The 16,389-nt window shown below is 63.3% G+C and carries 12 protein-coding genes; 7 read left to right on the top strand and 5 right to left on the bottom strand.

Annotation, left to right across the window (positions count from 1 at the left end):
- The first annotated feature begins 12 nt into the window (after positions 1 to 12).
- Together AC1D0I_RS20080 and AC1D0I_RS20085 are read left to right on the top strand one after the other, a co-directional pair.
- Positions 13 to 1,035, top strand: a complete 1,023-nt coding sequence (locus tag AC1D0I_RS20080) for an endonuclease/exonuclease/phosphatase family protein (RefSeq protein WP_477397207.1) — start codon at positions 13 to 15, stop codon at positions 1,033 to 1,035.
- 149 nt (positions 1,036 to 1,184) lie between these two features.
- Entirely contained in the window at positions 1,185 to 1,691 is a 507-nt protein-coding gene (locus tag AC1D0I_RS20085; RefSeq protein WP_477397209.1) for a GNAT family N-acetyltransferase, read from the top strand.
- Between the two features lie 181 nt (positions 1,692 to 1,872).
- Here AC1D0I_RS20085 and AC1D0I_RS20090 read toward each other — a convergent pair whose 3' ends face one another.
- Together AC1D0I_RS20090 and AC1D0I_RS20095 are read right to left on the bottom strand one after the other, a co-directional pair.
- Entirely contained in the window at positions 1,873 to 2,472 is a 600-nt protein-coding gene (locus AC1D0I_RS20090; protein WP_477397211.1) for a DUF922 domain-containing protein, read from the bottom strand.
- A 60-nt stretch (positions 2,473 to 2,532) separates the two neighbouring features.
- Complete coding sequence (locus AC1D0I_RS20095) at positions 2,533 to 4,212, bottom strand: electron transfer flavoprotein-ubiquinone oxidoreductase (RefSeq protein ID WP_477397213.1); 1,680 nt, start codon at positions 4,210 to 4,212, stop codon at positions 2,533 to 2,535.
- Positions 4,213 to 4,432: 220 nt separating this feature from the next.
- Between AC1D0I_RS20095 and AC1D0I_RS20100 the strand changes: the two genes are divergently transcribed.
- The 3 genes from AC1D0I_RS20100 to AC1D0I_RS20110 all read left to right on the top strand — a co-directional run bounded on the left by AC1D0I_RS20100 (position 4,433) and on the right by AC1D0I_RS20110 (position 7,073).
- Entirely contained in the window at positions 4,433 to 5,077 is a 645-nt protein-coding gene (locus tag AC1D0I_RS20100; RefSeq protein WP_095081741.1) for a hypothetical protein, read from the top strand.
- 50 nt (positions 5,078 to 5,127) lie between these two features.
- On the top strand, positions 5,128 to 6,000 hold the full coding sequence (locus tag AC1D0I_RS20105) for a uracil-DNA glycosylase (protein WP_477397215.1): 873 nt from the start codon (positions 5,128 to 5,130) through the stop codon (positions 5,998 to 6,000).
- Between the two features lie 260 nt (positions 6,001 to 6,260).
- Positions 6,261 to 7,073 (top strand): helix-turn-helix domain-containing protein, encoded by an 813-nt coding sequence (locus AC1D0I_RS20110; protein ID WP_477397217.1) that lies wholly within the window; start codon positions 6,261 to 6,263, stop codon positions 7,071 to 7,073.
- Between the two features lie 95 nt (positions 7,074 to 7,168).
- Here the strand turns inward: AC1D0I_RS20110 and AC1D0I_RS20115 are convergent, their stop codons facing one another.
- On the bottom strand, positions 7,169 to 8,143 hold the full coding sequence (locus AC1D0I_RS20115) for a DMT family transporter (RefSeq protein ID WP_477397219.1): 975 nt from the start codon (positions 8,141 to 8,143) through the stop codon (positions 7,169 to 7,171).
- A gap of 91 nt (positions 8,144 to 8,234) precedes the next feature.
- Positions 8,235 to 10,541: a xanthine dehydrogenase family protein molybdopterin-binding subunit gene (locus AC1D0I_RS20120; RefSeq protein ID WP_477397221.1), complete on the bottom strand. Its 2,307-nt coding sequence runs from the start codon at positions 10,539 to 10,541 to the stop codon at positions 8,235 to 8,237.
- Between the two features lie 157 nt (positions 10,542 to 10,698).
- Between AC1D0I_RS20120 and pepN the strand changes: the two genes are divergently transcribed.
- On the top strand, positions 10,699 to 13,344 hold the full coding sequence (gene pepN / locus AC1D0I_RS20125; protein WP_477397223.1) for an aminopeptidase N: 2,646 nt from the start codon (positions 10,699 to 10,701) through the stop codon (positions 13,342 to 13,344).
- Between the two features lie 171 nt (positions 13,345 to 13,515).
- Entirely contained in the window at positions 13,516 to 15,837 is a 2,322-nt protein-coding gene (locus AC1D0I_RS20130) for a PAS domain-containing sensor histidine kinase (protein ID WP_477397225.1), read from the top strand.
- A 47-nt stretch (positions 15,838 to 15,884) separates the two neighbouring features.
- On the opposite strand, the gene AC1D0I_RS20135 is transcribed toward AC1D0I_RS20130, so the two are convergent.
- On the bottom strand, positions 15,885 to 16,364 hold the full coding sequence (locus AC1D0I_RS20135; RefSeq protein ID WP_477397227.1) for an EF-hand domain-containing protein: 480 nt from the start codon (positions 16,362 to 16,364) through the stop codon (positions 15,885 to 15,887).
- Positions 16,365 to 16,389 lie beyond the last annotated feature (25 nt).

The raw sequence follows: 16,389 nt of genomic DNA on the forward strand, positions 1-16,389 counted from the left end.
CGCAGTCGAGACATGGCAGCTTCACTGGCATTCATCGCGATGATGATGTTCTCGGTTGCCCTGGTCGCCGGGTTCTTCGGCGCCTTGCACCCGGCCTTCGATTCCTTCTCGCATTTCCGCGTTCATCTTGCCGTGCTGATGGCGCTTTGCGCGCTGCCGCTGCTGGCCACGACATTTCGCCTGCAAGCCGCCGCTGCGTTGCTCTTTGCCGTGGCGGCCTTTGCCACGACAATCAGCGCGCTGCCGCAGCTGTGGCCTGTGGAAGCGGTCGCCAAGCCGGCTGGCCAGATGGTCTACAAGCTGCTGCAGATGAACCTGCGCTACGACAATCCAACGCCGAAGAAGGTGCTGTCGCTGATCGGCCGGACCAATCCCGACGTGATCACCCTCGACGAGGTGTCCGCGATGTGGACGACCGAGCTTGGCTATATCAGCAGCGCCTATCCATACCGGATCCTCTGCCCCTACCCCAACGGCATATTCGGCGTCGCGTTGCTCTCGCGGCGGCCCTTTGCCGCCGGCACCGAACCGCATTGCGAACGGCGCGGCGCCATGGCGACAGCGACCGTCGACTTCGGCGGCATTGGCGTCGATGTCGCGGCGATCCATCTCAGCTGGCCTTGGCCACGCGAGCAGCACTGGCAGATCGGTGAGCTTACCGAATCGCTCTCATCGCTCGGCGAGACAGCCATCATGGCGGGCGACTGCAACGCCGTGCCATGGAGCGCCGCAGTGCGCCGCGTCGCCGCGCTCGGCGGGCTGACCGTCATGCCATCCGCCGGACCGACCTGGACATACATCAAGCTGCCGGACTTCCTGCGGCGTTTCGCCGGCCTGCCGATCGACCAGGTTTTCAGCAAGGGCGGGGTGACCATTCATTCCGCGACACGGCTGGAAGAAACCGGCTCCGACCATCTGCCGGTGCTGGTCGAGTTCTCGCTCAGGCTGAACGAGCAGAAGCCGACCGACGAACGCGAGACCGCGACTGTGTCGCTGATATCGGCCGGAAATTCGCAAAACGGATATCGGGGTTAGAGGCCGTTTGAAAATGGTCCTTCCGACAACCGGATTCCACTTTTTGGGATCATGCCCTACGGTCAGAGTTTGGACCCTTGGCGTGTTCGATTTGACATGGCTCGATGGTCCGCCGAAGGTCGGCCCGTTCAACATACGGGGTGCTGTGCATGTCCCCCACCTTCATCGTCAGACCCGCCACGCCAGAGGACGAGCCTGGGGTAAGCGAGTTGCTTCTCGCTTCATACCCCGGCCTGATGCGCACGGCATACGATCAGACCACTCTTGAAGCTGCGCTGCCTTTGATCACTCGCGCAAACCCTGCGCTGCTTTCGGCTGGCACCTACTATCTCGCGGTCAATGAAGATGGCTTTGCCGCCGGCTGCGGCGGTTGGTCCCGGGAACGTCCGGGAAGCTCCGAGGTGAAGCCCGAACTCGCGCACATCCGACATTTCGCCACTCGTCCCGAATGGCTGGGCCGCGGGATCGGGCGCCAGCTTTACCGGCGTTGCGAAGAAGATGCACGCTCGTCCGGTGTGCGCCGCTTCGAATGCCAGTCAAGCCTCAACGCAGAGGGGTTCTATGCAGCCTTGGGCTTCAGCTCGGTAGGGCGGATCGAAGTGCGCATTGGCCCCGGGCCGATGTTGCAGTCCGTCCTGATGGAACGGACCATTTGACTGTCAAGCTTGGCGCTCTGTGCTCGTTCCCGTCGATCGGGCAGCCAATTTGAGTGAGTTTTTGGCCCTAGAGCATGATGCCGAAAAGTGTGAAGCGGTTTTCGGACGACATCATGCTCTATCTCTTTGAGTTAGAGGCGGATTCAGGTTTCAGGTCGATTCGACCTGAAACCATCCGGCTCTAAGGCCGCTCCAGGGCCTCGACCAGATATTCCACGTGACCGCCTTCCCGGTGTTCGCGCGCGTCGAAGGCATTCTGCCTGGCTTCATAGTCGACAAAAACCGCGTCGATCCGCCGCCGCGCCTCACGCCGTGCCTTGGAACACTGGGAGTCATTGGGGACTGTCAGGCCCCTGAGCGACTTCTCGGTCGCACGCATCATCTGCCTGGCAATGTCGCCATGGGTCTCCTCATGCGTGCGAACGCCGGCGAAGAAACGCGCCCAGCGCTTGTCGAGGGCCGGCGGGAGGGCGGACGCGACACGGGGGTAGGTAAAATTCAGGTTGAGCGTTCCGTTGACTTGCCCGATGCGGCAGGTGCCCTTGACCTCAACAAGGTCGAACTCCCAAGCCTTTGTATAGCTGGTCTGTGCGATGGCGCGAGCCATGAAGCCATGCCTCGGCCCGTTGCGGTCCATGGACTCGATCAGAGCCTCTCCGGTCTTGCCGGAGATGTCGTATGTCTGCGTCTTGACCAGGATTTTTACGCCTGCCGATGCAGCCGTCGCGGAACCGCACAAGGCGCCGACGATCGCCAGACCTGAAAGAATGAGCAAGCGCATATCCGGCTCCTTTCCAACGACGACGAGTTGACTGGCGGCAGAGTGCCGCCGGCGCGGGTCTCACATGCCTTGGTAGACCGGGCCCTCGCCGCCCTGTGGCGGGACCCAGTTGATGTTCTGGTTCGGATCCTTGATGTCGCAGGTCTTGCAGTGGACGCAGTTCTGCGCGTTGATAACGAAGCGCACATCCTTCGCCGCCGGATCGGCGGCGGCGTTGCCATCCTTGTCTACCCACTCATAAACGCCGGCCGGACAATAGCGCGTCGAGGGTCCGGCAAAGACATCGTGTTCGGAGCGCTGCTGCAGGGCCATGTCGCCGACCAGCAGATGCACCGGCTCGTTTTCGTCGTGATTGGTGTTCGACAGGAACACCGAGGACAAGCGGTCGAAGGTCAGCACGCCGTCGGGCTTCGGATAGGCGATCTTCTGGTGCTGGGCGGCAGGCTCAAGCGTCGCAAAGTCGGCCTTGCCATGCTTCAGCGTGCCGAAGGGCGAGACGCCGAACAGCGTGTTCAGCCACATATCGAGGCCGCCGAGACCGACGCCGACGATGGTGCCAAAGCGCGACCATAGCGGTTTGACATTGCGCACCTTCTTCAGGTCCTTGCCAATGTCGGTCGCCCGCCAGGCCGCTTCGTAGGAGGAGATCTCGTCATTGGCGCGACCGGCTCCGATCGCCTCGGCGACATGTTCGGCCGCCAGCATGCCGGACAGCACCGCATTGTGCGAGCCCTTGATGCGCGGCACGTTGACGAAACCGGCCGCGCAGCCCATCAGCGCGCCACCGGGGAACGACAGTTTCGGCACCGACTGCCAGCCACCTTCGGTGATGGCGCGCGCGCCATAGCCGAGGCGCTTGGCACCCTCGAAGGTGCCTCTGATCGCCGGATGCGTCTTGAAACGCTGGAATTCCTCGAACGGCGACAGCCAGGGGTTCTTGTAATTGAGGTGGAGGACGAAGCCGACCGCCACCTGGTTGTCCTCGAGATGGTAGAGGAACGAGCCACCGCCGGTCTTCATGTCGAGCGGCCAGCCGAAGGAATGCTGGACCAGCCCCGGCCGGTGGTTCTCCGGCTTGACCTGCCAGAGTTCCTTGAGGCCGATGCCGTATTTGCCGGGCTCGCGGCCATCGGACAGCTTGTATTTCGCGATCAGCTGCTTGGCGAGCGAACCGCGCGCGCCCTCGCCGATCAGCACATATTTGCCCATCAGCGCCATGCCAGGCGCAAAGCCCGGGCCGTGCGTACCGTCCTTCTCAACGCCCATGTCGCCGGTGACGACGCCGGTGACGGCGCCTTCCTCATTGTAGAGCAAGCCGGCCGCGGCAAAGCCTGGATAGATCTCGACGCCAAGCGCCTCGGCCTTGGTCGCCAACCAGCGGCAGACATTGCCCAGCGAAACGATGTAGTTGCCGTGATTGTTCATAAGCGGCGGCATCAGGATATTGGGCAGACGGAACGAGCCGGCCGGACCAAGCACCAGGAAATGATCGTCGGTCACCGGCGTCTTGAAAGGATGGCCTTCCTCGTCGCGCCAGCCCGGCAGCAGCCGGTCGATGCCGATCGGATCGACGACGGCGCCGGAGAGGATATGGGCGCCGACCTCGCCGCCCTTTTCCAGGACGACGACCGAGAGTTCGGGATTGACCTGCTTGAGGCGGATGGCGGCGGCAAGGCCGGCCGGGCCGGCGCCGACAATGACCACGTCGAATTCCATGCTTTCGCGTTCGATGTCGCTCATCTACCCCTCCGCACTGGCTTATCCCATTCGGGTATCTTGCTGGCTCCCGCGCTGCATAGCGCATCAATTGGCGACAGGAAACCGGCGCATACGTGACAATGCCGTTTTGGCCAAAAAGTCGCGCATCGCGTGGGCCTAGTGGCTGTTTTCGTCTTGCAGAGCCGTCTGCGCTTACGTTTTTAATTGTTTGACGGCTCGCTTATCGGCCATACTTCGTGCCATGCGCATTCCTGGGCCAGGCGGCTTTTCATCGACGCGCTTTCCATCGACGCCCGGCCGGGCCTGCCGGGCGCTTCTTTTGGCCCTTCCGATGCTGGCACCGGGTCACGTCGCCGCGGACGAGGTGAAAGTCTGGGCGACGGGCGCCTACTCTTTCTCCGACGAGCTCGGCGGCTTCCACATCACCGGCGCTTCGGGCATCGGCACCAAGGACGATCCGCTGGTCATCACCGAAGAGCTGAATTCGTCAACGCCGGTAACGCTCACCATCCGCACGACAAAGCCGATCCAGGCCTTCGGCAAGGCCGGCGAATTCGCCAATGGCGTCATGTATATGCGCATCGACGTGCTCAACAACAGCGGCCAGGCCTGGGTTGAATTCCAGTTCGAGCTGCAGGAAATCCTGAACCAGCCAAGCGTGTTCGGCGACGGACTTTCGTTCGACCAGCGCAACAAGACACCCGACAATATCTGGTCGAGCAGTTTCGCCGATTTCGACCGCGATTTCGAACCCTATGACCGCCTGCTGTTCAAGAACGGTAAAGTCGACCCGCTGAAAACCGCCAGGTTCGAATTCCTGATGACCGACTATACGCCGCGCTGGACCTTCTATCTGGTGCAGGACCCACGCATACCGACGGGCTAGAGCAAGCGGCCAGCCTTGCAAATTCCCGTCATGCGGACGAATGTGCCGCCATGACTGCCGCTTCCCCAAACAACAGACAGGACCTTGCCGACCTGCTGGCCTTTTATGCCAGCGCCGGTGTCGACGAGGCGCTTGAAGACCAGCCGGTGAACCGGTTCGCAGAGGCGCCCAAACCGGCGGAGCGGCCGGTGGCGCCGTCCACCGACGCCGTTGCGCCACCTGGTTCGACGAACGCGTCGCGCCCCGAGCCGGCCGACAGAGCAAATCTTCCGCCCGTGGCGCGTGCACCGTCGATAACCGCTGCGGTTCCCGACGAGGCGCAGGCGGCGCTGGCGCGCCACCTGGCAACGACGGCAACGACCCTGGACGAGCTTCGCCAGCACATGGTGGCCTTCGACGGCTGCAATCTGAAGGCCACCGCCAAGAACCTGGTGTTCGCCGACGGCAACCCGGAGGCCGCCGTCATGCTGGTGGGCGAAGCCCCCGGCCGCGACGAGGACATCGAGGGCCTGCCCTTCGTCGGTCGCTCGGGCCGGCTGCTCGACCAAATGCTGGCGGCGATCGGCCTCGACCGCACGTCGGTCTATATCGCCAACGTCATTCCGTGGCGGCCGCCGGGCAATCGCACGCCGACGCCGCATGAGACCGAAATCTGCCGGCCGTTCATCGAGCGGCAGATCGAGCTGGTCAATCCGAAGGTGCTGATCAATCTCGGCGGCCCGTCAGCCAAGACCTTGCTCAACACTTCGGAAGGCATCTTGCGGCTGCGCGGCAACTGGCGCGTCCACACGACAGCTTCCGGCATCGCCATCCCGGCCATGCCAACCCTGCACCCGGCGTATCTCCTGCGGGCCCCGGCGCACAAGAAGCTGGCGTGGCGGGATTTTCTCGAAGTGAAGGCGAAGCTGCGGGCGATTGGTTGAGGGCCTGGCGCCCTTCCCTTCTCCCCTTGTGGGAGAAGGTGGATCGGCGCGCAGCGCCGAGACGGATGAGGGGTGCTGGACGAAGCGCGGCGTAAAAAAATCTAATGATTCTGTGTGTTTGGTCTTCAAAGTAGCGATCCTGCCAACACCCTCATCCGACCGAGCTCCGCTCGGCCACCTTCTCCCACAAGGGGAGAAGGACAGAACCATGACCTCGCAGGTAATTGAAAAGCGCCGTTCGCCGCACTAACCATGCCCCTATGACACCACTTCAAAATTCCGCCGGCAGCCTCATTCGGGAATGGCGCACCCGCCGTCGCATGAGCCAGCTCGACCTCGCCATGGAAGCCGAAATCTCGCAGCGCCATCTGAGCTTCGTCGAGAGCGGGCGTGCCGCGCCCTCGCGCGACATGGTGCTGCATCTGGCCGAGCAATTGTCGATCCCGCTCCGGCAGCGCAACCAGTTGCTGCTTGCCGCGGGCTTTGCGCCGAGCTTCGGCGAGCGGTCGCTCAGCGACACGACGCTGGCGCCGGCAATGGCGGCCGTCGAGATCGTGCTCAAGGGACACGAGCCCTTCCCGGCGCTCGCCGTCGACCGGCACTGGAACCTGGTTTCGGCGAATGCCGCCATCGCTCCCTTCCTTGCCGATGTCAGCGAGGCTTCGCTGCTGACACCGCCGGTCAACGTGCTTCGGCTCAGCCTGCATCCGGGCGGCATCGCACCGCGCATCGTCAATCTCAAGGAATGGCGCACGCACCTGCTCGAGCGCCTCAAACACCAGAACGACGCCAGCGGCGACCCGGTGCTGATCGACCTGGAGCGCGAACTGCGGACTTATCCGTCCGGCTTGAACGGCAGCCGGCCGGCGCCGGTCGAGCCGAATGCCATAGTGCACCCGCTCAGGCTGGCGCATGGCGATCAGGTGCTGTCGTTCATCAGCACCATCACAGTGTTCGGGACGCCGCTCGACGTGACGCTGTCGGAACTGGCGATCGAATCGTTTTTCCCGGCCGACGAACAGACGAGGACGGTGCTGGTGCGACTGGCGAAGGAGCGGGCCGAACGATCGTAGCAGGGAAGCCTGACCCGGCCCTTCGCTATCGCTCCGGGCGCTGGTCGTTCGGAAAGCCAAGCAATTGGCTTTCCGTCCGCTATGCGGACCTCTCCTCACCCCTGAGGCAGAGTCGCCCTTCGCGTGCGGGTGCGCTGCAGACCAAGCTGGCGCTCGCGCCAGATGATGAAGATCCCAGCGGCAATGACGATCACGCCACCGACAAGCATGTTGAGCGTGGCAACGTCGCCAAAGACGAGATAACCGACGACGACGCCAAGGATCATCGAGGTGTATTCGAAGGGCGCCACGACCGAGGCTTCGGCATGGCGATAGGCCGAAGTCATCAGGATTTGGCCGAGGCCGCCGCAGAACCCGGCAGCAACCAGAAGAGCCGCCTGGAGCGGCGTCAGCGCCTGCCAGCCGAACGGCAGCGAGAGCAGCGCCATGACGCTCGCCGTCACCGAAAACCACAGCACGATGGTCGCGGTGCGCTCGCTTTGCACGAGATTGCGCACCAGCAGCATGGCGACGGCCGAGATCGCCGCCGCGACAAGAGCGGCAATGACGCCGAGCACTTCCTGGTCGTCGAGCGCCTCGTCGGAACTCAGCAGCGTCAATTCCGGCCAGGAGATGATCAACACGCCGACCAGGCCGACGGCGACCGCGCTCCAGCGATAGACGCGGATGGCTTCGCCGAGGAAGATCGAGCTGAACACCACCACCAGAAGCGGCTGCGCATAGTTCAGCGTGATCGCCTCCGGCAGCGGCAGCCGCGTCAGCGCGAAAAAGCCAAGTCCCATGGCGCAGACGCCGACGACACCGCGCGCAATGTGATTGAGCGGGCGCTTGGTCGAAAACGCAGTGGCGAGTTTTCCCTTGAAGGCGAGAAAGGCAATGATCGGAAAGATGGCGAAGAAGGAGCGGAAGAAGACGATCTGGCCCGCCGGCACGGTGCCCGCCGCCTTGATGCAGGTCGACATGCCGACGAAGACCGCCACCGAAACGATCTTGAGCGTGATGCCGGTGAGCGTGCTGTGCCCGACGGGATGGTCGCTGGCTGCTACGGCCTGACCTGGTTTTGCTGTCACGAGTCTGATCCACCCCGATATGATCGGAATGGATCTCTGTTTTCTTGCCTGACCATAATCTTTTCCGAAAACCGGTTCCCACTTTTCGGGATCATGGTCTAGCCGCTCCCCGGATCGTTGCCCAGATGCGCGCTGGCGTCGCCGGCATGTCGATGTGCTTGACACCGTAGGCGCGCCAGAGCGCGTCCGTCACCGCATTGAGTGCTGCCGGCGTCGAGCCGATGGTGCCGGCTTCGCCTGCCCCCTTGATGCCCAGCGCATTGGTCGTCGAAGGCACGTTGCGGGTCTCGAAATGGAAGAATGGGAAATTGTCGGCGCGCGGCATGGCGTAGTCCATGAAGCTCGCCGTCAAGAGCTGTCCATCCTCGCCATAGATGGTGTCCTCGGTCAGCGCCTGGCCAATGCCTTGCACGACGCCGCCATGCACCTGACCGGCGAGCAGGATCGGATTCACGGTGACGCCGAAATCGTCGACTATGGTGTAGCGGACGATGTCGGTGGTGCCGGTCTCGGGGTCGATCTCGACCTCGCAGATATGGGTACCGTTGGGATAGGTGCACTCGTCCTGCACGAACTCGCCGAACCCCTTGAGATCATCCGGCGTCCTGGCGGCCTTGGCGATGGCGGAAAAATCGATCGTACGGTCGGTGCCGACGATGCGGGCAACGCCGTCCGACAATTCGATGTCGCCGGCCGAGGCCTCCAGCTCATCGGCGGCGATGCGCTTGATCTTGTTGGCCAGATCCTCCCCGGCGCGCGACGCCGAAACGCCGCCGAGCGGAATGGAGCGCGAGCCGCCAGTGCCGCCGCCAGCCTTCAGCTCATCGGTATCACCCTGGCGGACATGGATCTTGTCGATGTCGAGATTGAGCTTTTCCGACAGGAACTGCGCGTAGGCGGTGGCATGCCCCTGCCCGTTGGTCTGGGTGCCGATCTTCAACGTCACCGTGCCGTCGCCGTTGAGTTCGACAAACGCCGGTTCCGACCCCGGAAAGGCGCAGGCCTCGATATAGGTCGCCATGCCGAGGCCGCGGATCTTTCCACCTGCTTTCGACTGTTCGAGCCGCTGCGGAAAGGCCTTCCATTCCGCCTGTTCGATGGCGCGGGTCATATGGCCTTCAAACTCGCCAGTGTCGTAGAGGCGGCCGGTCTGCGTGCGGTAGGGAAATTGCTCGGGCCGGATGAAATTGCGGCGCCGGATTTCTTCGACGGGCAGACCCAGATCGTGGGCGCAGGCGTCGACGAGCTTTTCCAGCAGGAACGCCGCTTCCGGGCGACCGGCGCCGCGATAGGCATCGACCGGGCAGGTGTTGGTGTAGAGGCCGGTGACCGACACGTCGAGCGCCTGGATGTCGTAGACGCCGGTCGACATGGTGACGCCGATATAGGGAATGTAGGGACCGTATTGCGAGACATAGGCGCCCATATTGGCGAGCAGGTCCACCTTCATGCCAAGGAAGCGGCCATCCTTGTCCAGAGCCATCTCGGCCTTCACGACATTGTCGCGGCCTTGCGCGTCGGTCAGGAAGTGTTCGGTGCGGTCGCCCGCCCATTTCACCGGACGGCCAAGCCGCTTCGCCGCCTCGAGCACCAGCGGATATTCGCGGTAGACGAAGCTCTTCGGCCCGAAACCGCCGCCGACATCCGGCGTGATGACACGCAGCTGGTCCTTCTTGATCTTGAACAGGCTGGCCAGGATGTACTGCATGGAATGCACGCCCTGCGACCCCGTGGTCAGCACGAAGCGGTTCTCCTCAACGTTCCACTCGCCGATCGCCGAGCGCGGCTCCATGTAGTTGCAGACCAGCCGGTTGTTGACGAATTCGATGCGGGTGACATGGGCGGCCCTGGCGAAAGCCGCGTCCGTCTTTTTCCTGTCGCCCGTATGGTAGGAGAAGGCCCGATTCGAGCCGAGTTCCGGCCAGACCAGCGGCGTGCCTTCGGCGAGCGCCGTCGCCGTTCCGGACGCCGCATCTTCGCTGTCATAGTCGACGTCGATCAGTTCGGCGGCATCCTGCGCCAAGGCGCGGCTGTCGGCGACGACGAAGGCAACGGCGTCGCCGACATAGTTGACGCGATCACGGCACAGGACCGGAATGTCGCGGGTCGGCGCCTTGGTGCCGTCCGGCTGTTGCTGCATGACGCCGGACTTGAGATCGCCGAGATGGGCAAGGTCCTTGCCGGTCAGGACCAGATGCACGCCTGGTGCTGCCTTCGCCGCCTCGGTCGAACCGATGGTGAAGCTGGCCTTGGCGACCGGCGAGCGCAAGACATAGCCATGCAGGACGCCAGCCGGCTGGATGTCGTCGGTGTAGCGGCCCTGGCCCTGGATGAAGGCAGCATCCTCGCGCCGCAGCACGGATGCGCCCATCCCGAATTTCGGCGTGACGACGGTCATGGAGGCCTCGTGATGATGAATGGGAGGAGGAACGCCTGAAATAGGCGCCGTCTCAGTTTTGTCGAGGGGCTGTTTCGTGTAAAGAGCGCGGACTTCAAATTTCTTGGACCAGCGGAAACAATCCGCCGCCAAGGCAATCGACAGGAAAACCCACGGAATGCGCACGGACACCGGCCAGGTCTTCAAGCTCGAAGACTACCGCCCCAATGATTACCTCATTCCGCAAACCAGCCTCACCTTCCGCCTTTCGCCAGACGCAACGCGCGTCACCGCCGTGCTCACGGTCGAGCGCCGTGACGGCGTATCCGCGTCGGCTCCACTGGTGCTCGACGGCGACGGGCTGACGCTCAAGCGCATCGAAATCGGCGGCAAGAAAGCGAAACCGGCCGATATTCTGGTGACGCCAGACCAGCTGACCATCCTCGAGCCGCCGGCCGCGCGGCGCTTCCAGCTGCTCATCGAGACCGAATTGGCGCCGGTGGGCAACGAAGCGCTCATGGGCCTTTACCGCTCGAGCAATGTCTACTGTACGCAATGCGAGGCCGAGGGCTTTCGCCGCATCACCTATTTCCTCGATCGCCCCGACATCCTGTCTGTCTACACGGTGCGCATCGAAGCCCTGCGCGACGAGGCGCCGCTGCTTTTGTCCAACGGCAACCTGGTCGACAAGGGTGACATCRGCGATGGCTGGCACTTTGCTAGATGGCACGACCCCTTCCCCAAGCCGTCCTATCTGTTCGCGCTGGTGGCGGGCAATCTCGGCAAAGTCGCCGACAGTTTCGTCACCCTTTCCGGCCGCATGGTCGAGCTCGGCATCTATGTCGAGCCCGGCAAGGAAAAGCTGGCCGGCTACGCGATGGACGCCCTGAAGCGGTCGATGAAATGGGACGAAGATGCGTTCGGCCGCGAATACGACCTCGACGTCTTCAACATCGTCGCCGTGTCCGACTTCAACATGGGCGCGATGGAGAACAAGGGCCTCAACATCTTCAACGACAAATATGTGCTGGCCGATCAGGAGACAGCGGCCGACGCCGATTTCGCCAATATCGAGGCGATCATCGCGCATGAGTATTTTCACAATTGGACAGGCAACAGAATCACTTGCCGCGACTGGTTCCAGCTCTGCCTGAAGGAAGGGCTGACGGTTTTCCGCGACCACGAATTCTCCGCTGATCAGCGCTCGCGCGCGGTCAAGCGGATCGCCGAAGTGCGCACGCTGCGCTCCCACCAGTTTCCCGAGGACCAGGGCCCGCTGGCGCATCCGGTGCGGCCACGCCGCTACCGCGAGATCAACAATTTCTACACGGCCACTGTCTATGAGAAAGGCTCCGAAGTGGTGCGCATGATCCGCACCATTCTCGGGCCTGATGCCTTTCGTGCCGGCATGGACCTCTATTTCGAGCGGCACGACGGCGACGCGGCGACGATCGAGGATTTCATCAAGGTGTTCGAGGACGCGTCCGGCCGCGACCTGTCGCAGTTCGCGCTCTGGTATCACCAGGCGGGAACGCCCAATTTGACCATAAGTTCGACGCACAATCCGGCGTCGCAGGAGTTCATGCTCGAAATCGAGCAGTCGGTGCCGCCGACACCTTCCGAGAGCCGCAAGCGGCTGATGCACATCCCGCTCGCCTTCGGCCTGATCGGCGCCGGTGGCCAGCCGGTCGACTACAGCGGCGTCGAGGGCGCCAGCGTCGAGGACGGCGTCATCCATGTCCGCAAGCGCCGCCACATGGTGCGGTTCTCAGGTGTTGCCGAACGCCCGGCGGTGTCGCTCAACCGCGGTTTTTCGGCACCGGTGACGCTGTCCGTCGAGCAGAAGGCCGACGACCAGTTCTTCCTCGCCCGCCATGACAGCGACGCCTTCTCGCGGTGGCAGGCCTTCAACACGCTGCTGACCGACGCGCTGATTGCCGCCTTCCGCGAGATCCTCGGCGGCAGGCAGCCTGTTTTCGCGTCGCGGCTGACTGAACTCGCCGGCGGCATCGCCGCCGACGAGACGCTGGAGCCGGCCTACCGGGCGCTGGCGCTGGCGTTGCCTGGCGAAGCCGACATTGCCCGCGATATCGGCAGCAACATTGACCCCGACGCCATCTACGCTGCCCGCGAGGCGCTTGCACTGGCAATAGGCACGGCCAACTCTGACAATTTTGCCGGCCTCTACGACAGGCTTGCCGACAAAGCGGCGTTCAGCCCGGATGCGGCGAGCGCCGGACGACGGGCCTTGCGCAACACCCTGCTGGACTATCTCTCGATGCAGCCGGGGGGAGCAGCACTTGCCGCCGGACATTTCCAATCGGCGACCAACATGACCGACCGCGCGGCGGCCCTTGCCGTGCTTGCGCATCGCCACCACGGTTCGCCCCAGGCGATCCAGGCGCTGGTTGCATTCGAGACGACTTATGGCTCCGACCCGCTGATCATGGACAAATGGTTCCAGATCCAGGCCAGCGTGCCCGGTCCGCAGGCCGTCGACACGGTGCGCGCGCTGACCGCTCATCCCGCTTTCTCGATGCACAATCCGAACCGGGTGCGCTCGTTGATCGGCACCTTTTCCAGCGCCAACCAGACCGGCTTCCACCGTGCGGACGGCGAGGGCTACCGGTTCTTCTCGCAGACCGTGCTCGAGGTCGAAAAGCGCAATCCGCAATTGGCCGCGAGGCTGGCGACGGCACTCCGCTCGTGGCGTTCACTCGAACCTGGCCGACAGGCCAAGGCCAGGGAAGCGCTGCTTTCGATCGCGAAAGCCGGAGACCTGTCAGCTGATCTGAGCGATATTGTCGATCGCACGCTGGCGTAGGCGTGCGCTCTCGTCCGGAAAGGGCCGTTTCGGCACTATTTTAGGCAATTTTTAATCTTTTTTCGCCGGACCACTGGACAAGGCGAATCACCTTTGATTCTTTACTGACGATTCGGATGTGCGGCGTTTGCCGGATCAAAGCAGCATAGGCAACTTCGGGGAGTGCCATTTATGGCGAAGGCGGACGCGTGGGGCGCGCCCGGGGGGAAGGTTTTTGCGCATCGCGAGACGCGAAGCGACGGCCTTGCCGGGAACACGCGGCTCATCGCCGAACCGGCCTACCGGCGGCTTCTGGCCGCCGAGCCGCTGCTGCGCCGATCGATACCTGCCCTCATCATCACCTTCCTGATCGTCATCGCGGCGCTGCGGGTCCTGTCGCTGATGAACGAGCGCGACGATATCGAACGCAGCGCCAAGGCGATCCTCACGCTGGCGGCGGGTCAACTGGCGAGTTCGCTCGCCATCACTTCGGACACGGTGCCGGGCGCCATCCAGGACCTGTTGGAAACCACCAGCCGCCAGGGCGCGATGGGCCGCAGCCATGTGCTCGTCATCACAGACAGCGCTTTCAAGATCATCGCGGTGACACCGCGCTCGGTGCCATGGCAGAGCCATTCGCTCGACGGCCTCGTCGAGGGCGGCCAGCCATTGTTCATGTTCGGCGACCGCGCAGGCGTCATGGAGGTCAACATCGGCGGACGGGACTGGTATGCGGCGGTCAGCCTGGCGAATGGGCGAAAGGGTGCCGCGGCGGCACTGGTACCGCAGGACGCGGTTTTCGACGCCTGGCGCAAGACTGTCTCGCTGAACGTCACCCTGTTCGTGCTGACGGCCGGCGTGCTGATCATCATCCTCTACGCCTATTTCGGTCAGGCGGCACGCGCGCAGGCGGCCGATCGCATCTATCTCGAAGCGCATCAGCGCATCGACATGGCGCTGGTTCGCGGCCGCTGCGGTCTGTGGGACTGGGACATGGTGCGTGGCAAGATGTACTGGTCGCGCTCGATGTACGACATGCTCGGCTACAAGCCGTGCGACACGATGCTGTCCTTCGGCGAGGTCGACGAGATCATCCATCCCGAGGACGGCGACCTGTTCGAGCTCGCCAACAGAATCGTCGCCCGCGAAATCGACCATATCGACCAGGTGTTCCGCATGCGCCACGCCGACGGCCAATGGGTGTGGATGCGCGCCCGGGCACAGGTCATCGATCCCGAAGCGCCCGAGATTCAGTTGATCGGCATCGCCGTCGACGTCACCGAACAGCGCCATCTGGCACTGCGGTCCGAGGCGGCCGACCTTCGCCTCAGAACGGCGATCGAAAACATCAACGAATCCTTCGTGTTGTGGGATTCGGCCCAGCGCCTGATCATGTGCAATTCCAAATACCAGCAGGACAACGGGCTTTCGGACCGCGACGTCATGCCGGGCACCGCGCGCGCGGTGCTGGAAGACCGGATGCTGGCCTTTGCTTCCGAACGGCGGCTTGCCAACACCAGCGGGCTGCAGGGCGGCGCCACCTTCGAGCGGCAGCTGGCCGACGGCCGCTGGCTGCAGGTCAACGAACTGAAGACCCGGGACGGCGGCATCGTCTCAGTCGGCTCCGACATCACCCAGATCAAGCTGCACCAGGAGAAACTGGTCGACAGCGAGCGCCGGCTGATGGCGACGATCCATGATCTGAGCCTCGCCCGCCGGGCCGAAGAGGAGCGATCGCGCGAACTGGTCGACCTCAACCGCAAATACATGAAGGAAACCGAACGCGCCGAGGCGGCGAACCGGGCGAAGTCCGAATTCCTCGCCAATATGTCACACGAACTGCGCACGCCGCTGAACGCCATCATCGGCTTCTCCGAACTGATGGAACAGGGCCTGTTCGGTCCGCTGGGGTCGGAGCGCTACGAGGAATATGCCACCGACATCAACAGCAGTGGCAAATATCTGCTGGGCGTCATCAACGACATTCTCGACATGTCCAAGATCGAGGCTGGCCAATTCTCGCTGGACCAGGAACAGATCGACCTCGGTCCGCTGATCAGCGAGACGGTTCGCGTCGTCTCGCTGCAGGCGGCGCAAAAGGCGATCACCGTGGAAACACGCATCGCCGACGCGCTGACGCTGTTCGCAGATCGCCGTGCGATCAAGCAGATTGTCATCAACCTCTTGTCCAACGCGGTGAAATTCACCGGTCAGGGCGGCCACATATCGGTCAGGGCCCGCAACACCTCCGGCGCACTGGTGCTGACAATCGAGGACAATGGCTGCGGCATCCCGAAAGACGCGCTCGGCAAGCTCGGCCGTCCCTTCGAACAGGTGCAGAACCAGTTCTCCAAGAGCCATGCCGGGTCCGGCCTCGGCCTCGCCATCTCACGCTCGCTGGCCGAGCTCCAAGGTGGCGCGCTGAAAATCCGTTCGACCGAAGGCGTCGGCACGATCGTGTCGGTGCGCATTCCGGTCAAGAAGGCCGCGCCGGCGATCAAGGCCGCGGCCTGAGCAACCACAGGCTCCGACTGACGCGCCGGAGCCTGGATCGGACAGCCTCACTGCATGCCGCCTTCGTTGTCGTCGCCTTCCCGTTCACGATGACGGCCAAAGCGGTCGCCTTTCGGCAGTTCGCTCTTCTCGATCTTGCCGTCATTGTTCCTGTCGAGCATGGCAAAGACCTTCTTCTGGCGACTGGTGATGTCGTCTGATGTCAGCGTGCCATCGCCCCTGGTGTCGTAGCGGGCGATGATGCGTTTGGCCATGTGCTCAAAACGCGCCTTCTCCAGCGCATCGGCGAGTTGGGCGACGGTCAGTTTGCCGCCATTGTCGGCGACGAGTTTCTTCAGCCGCGTGTTCATGGCGTCGGAAAACTGGTCGAAGGTGATGGTGCCGTTGGTATCGCTCATCGCCTTGCTGAGGCGCATCATCGTGCCCTCGCGCAGCTTTTCACTGGCATTGTTTTCGGCATAGGCCGTGGTGCCGACGGCGCCGGCTAGGGCGACGAAGGCAAGGGCAAGTTTGGTCGACGTTCTCATGGTCTTCTCCTGTTGCATCGTCACC

Source organism: Mesorhizobium sp. P2_D1 (assembly GCF_056404455.1).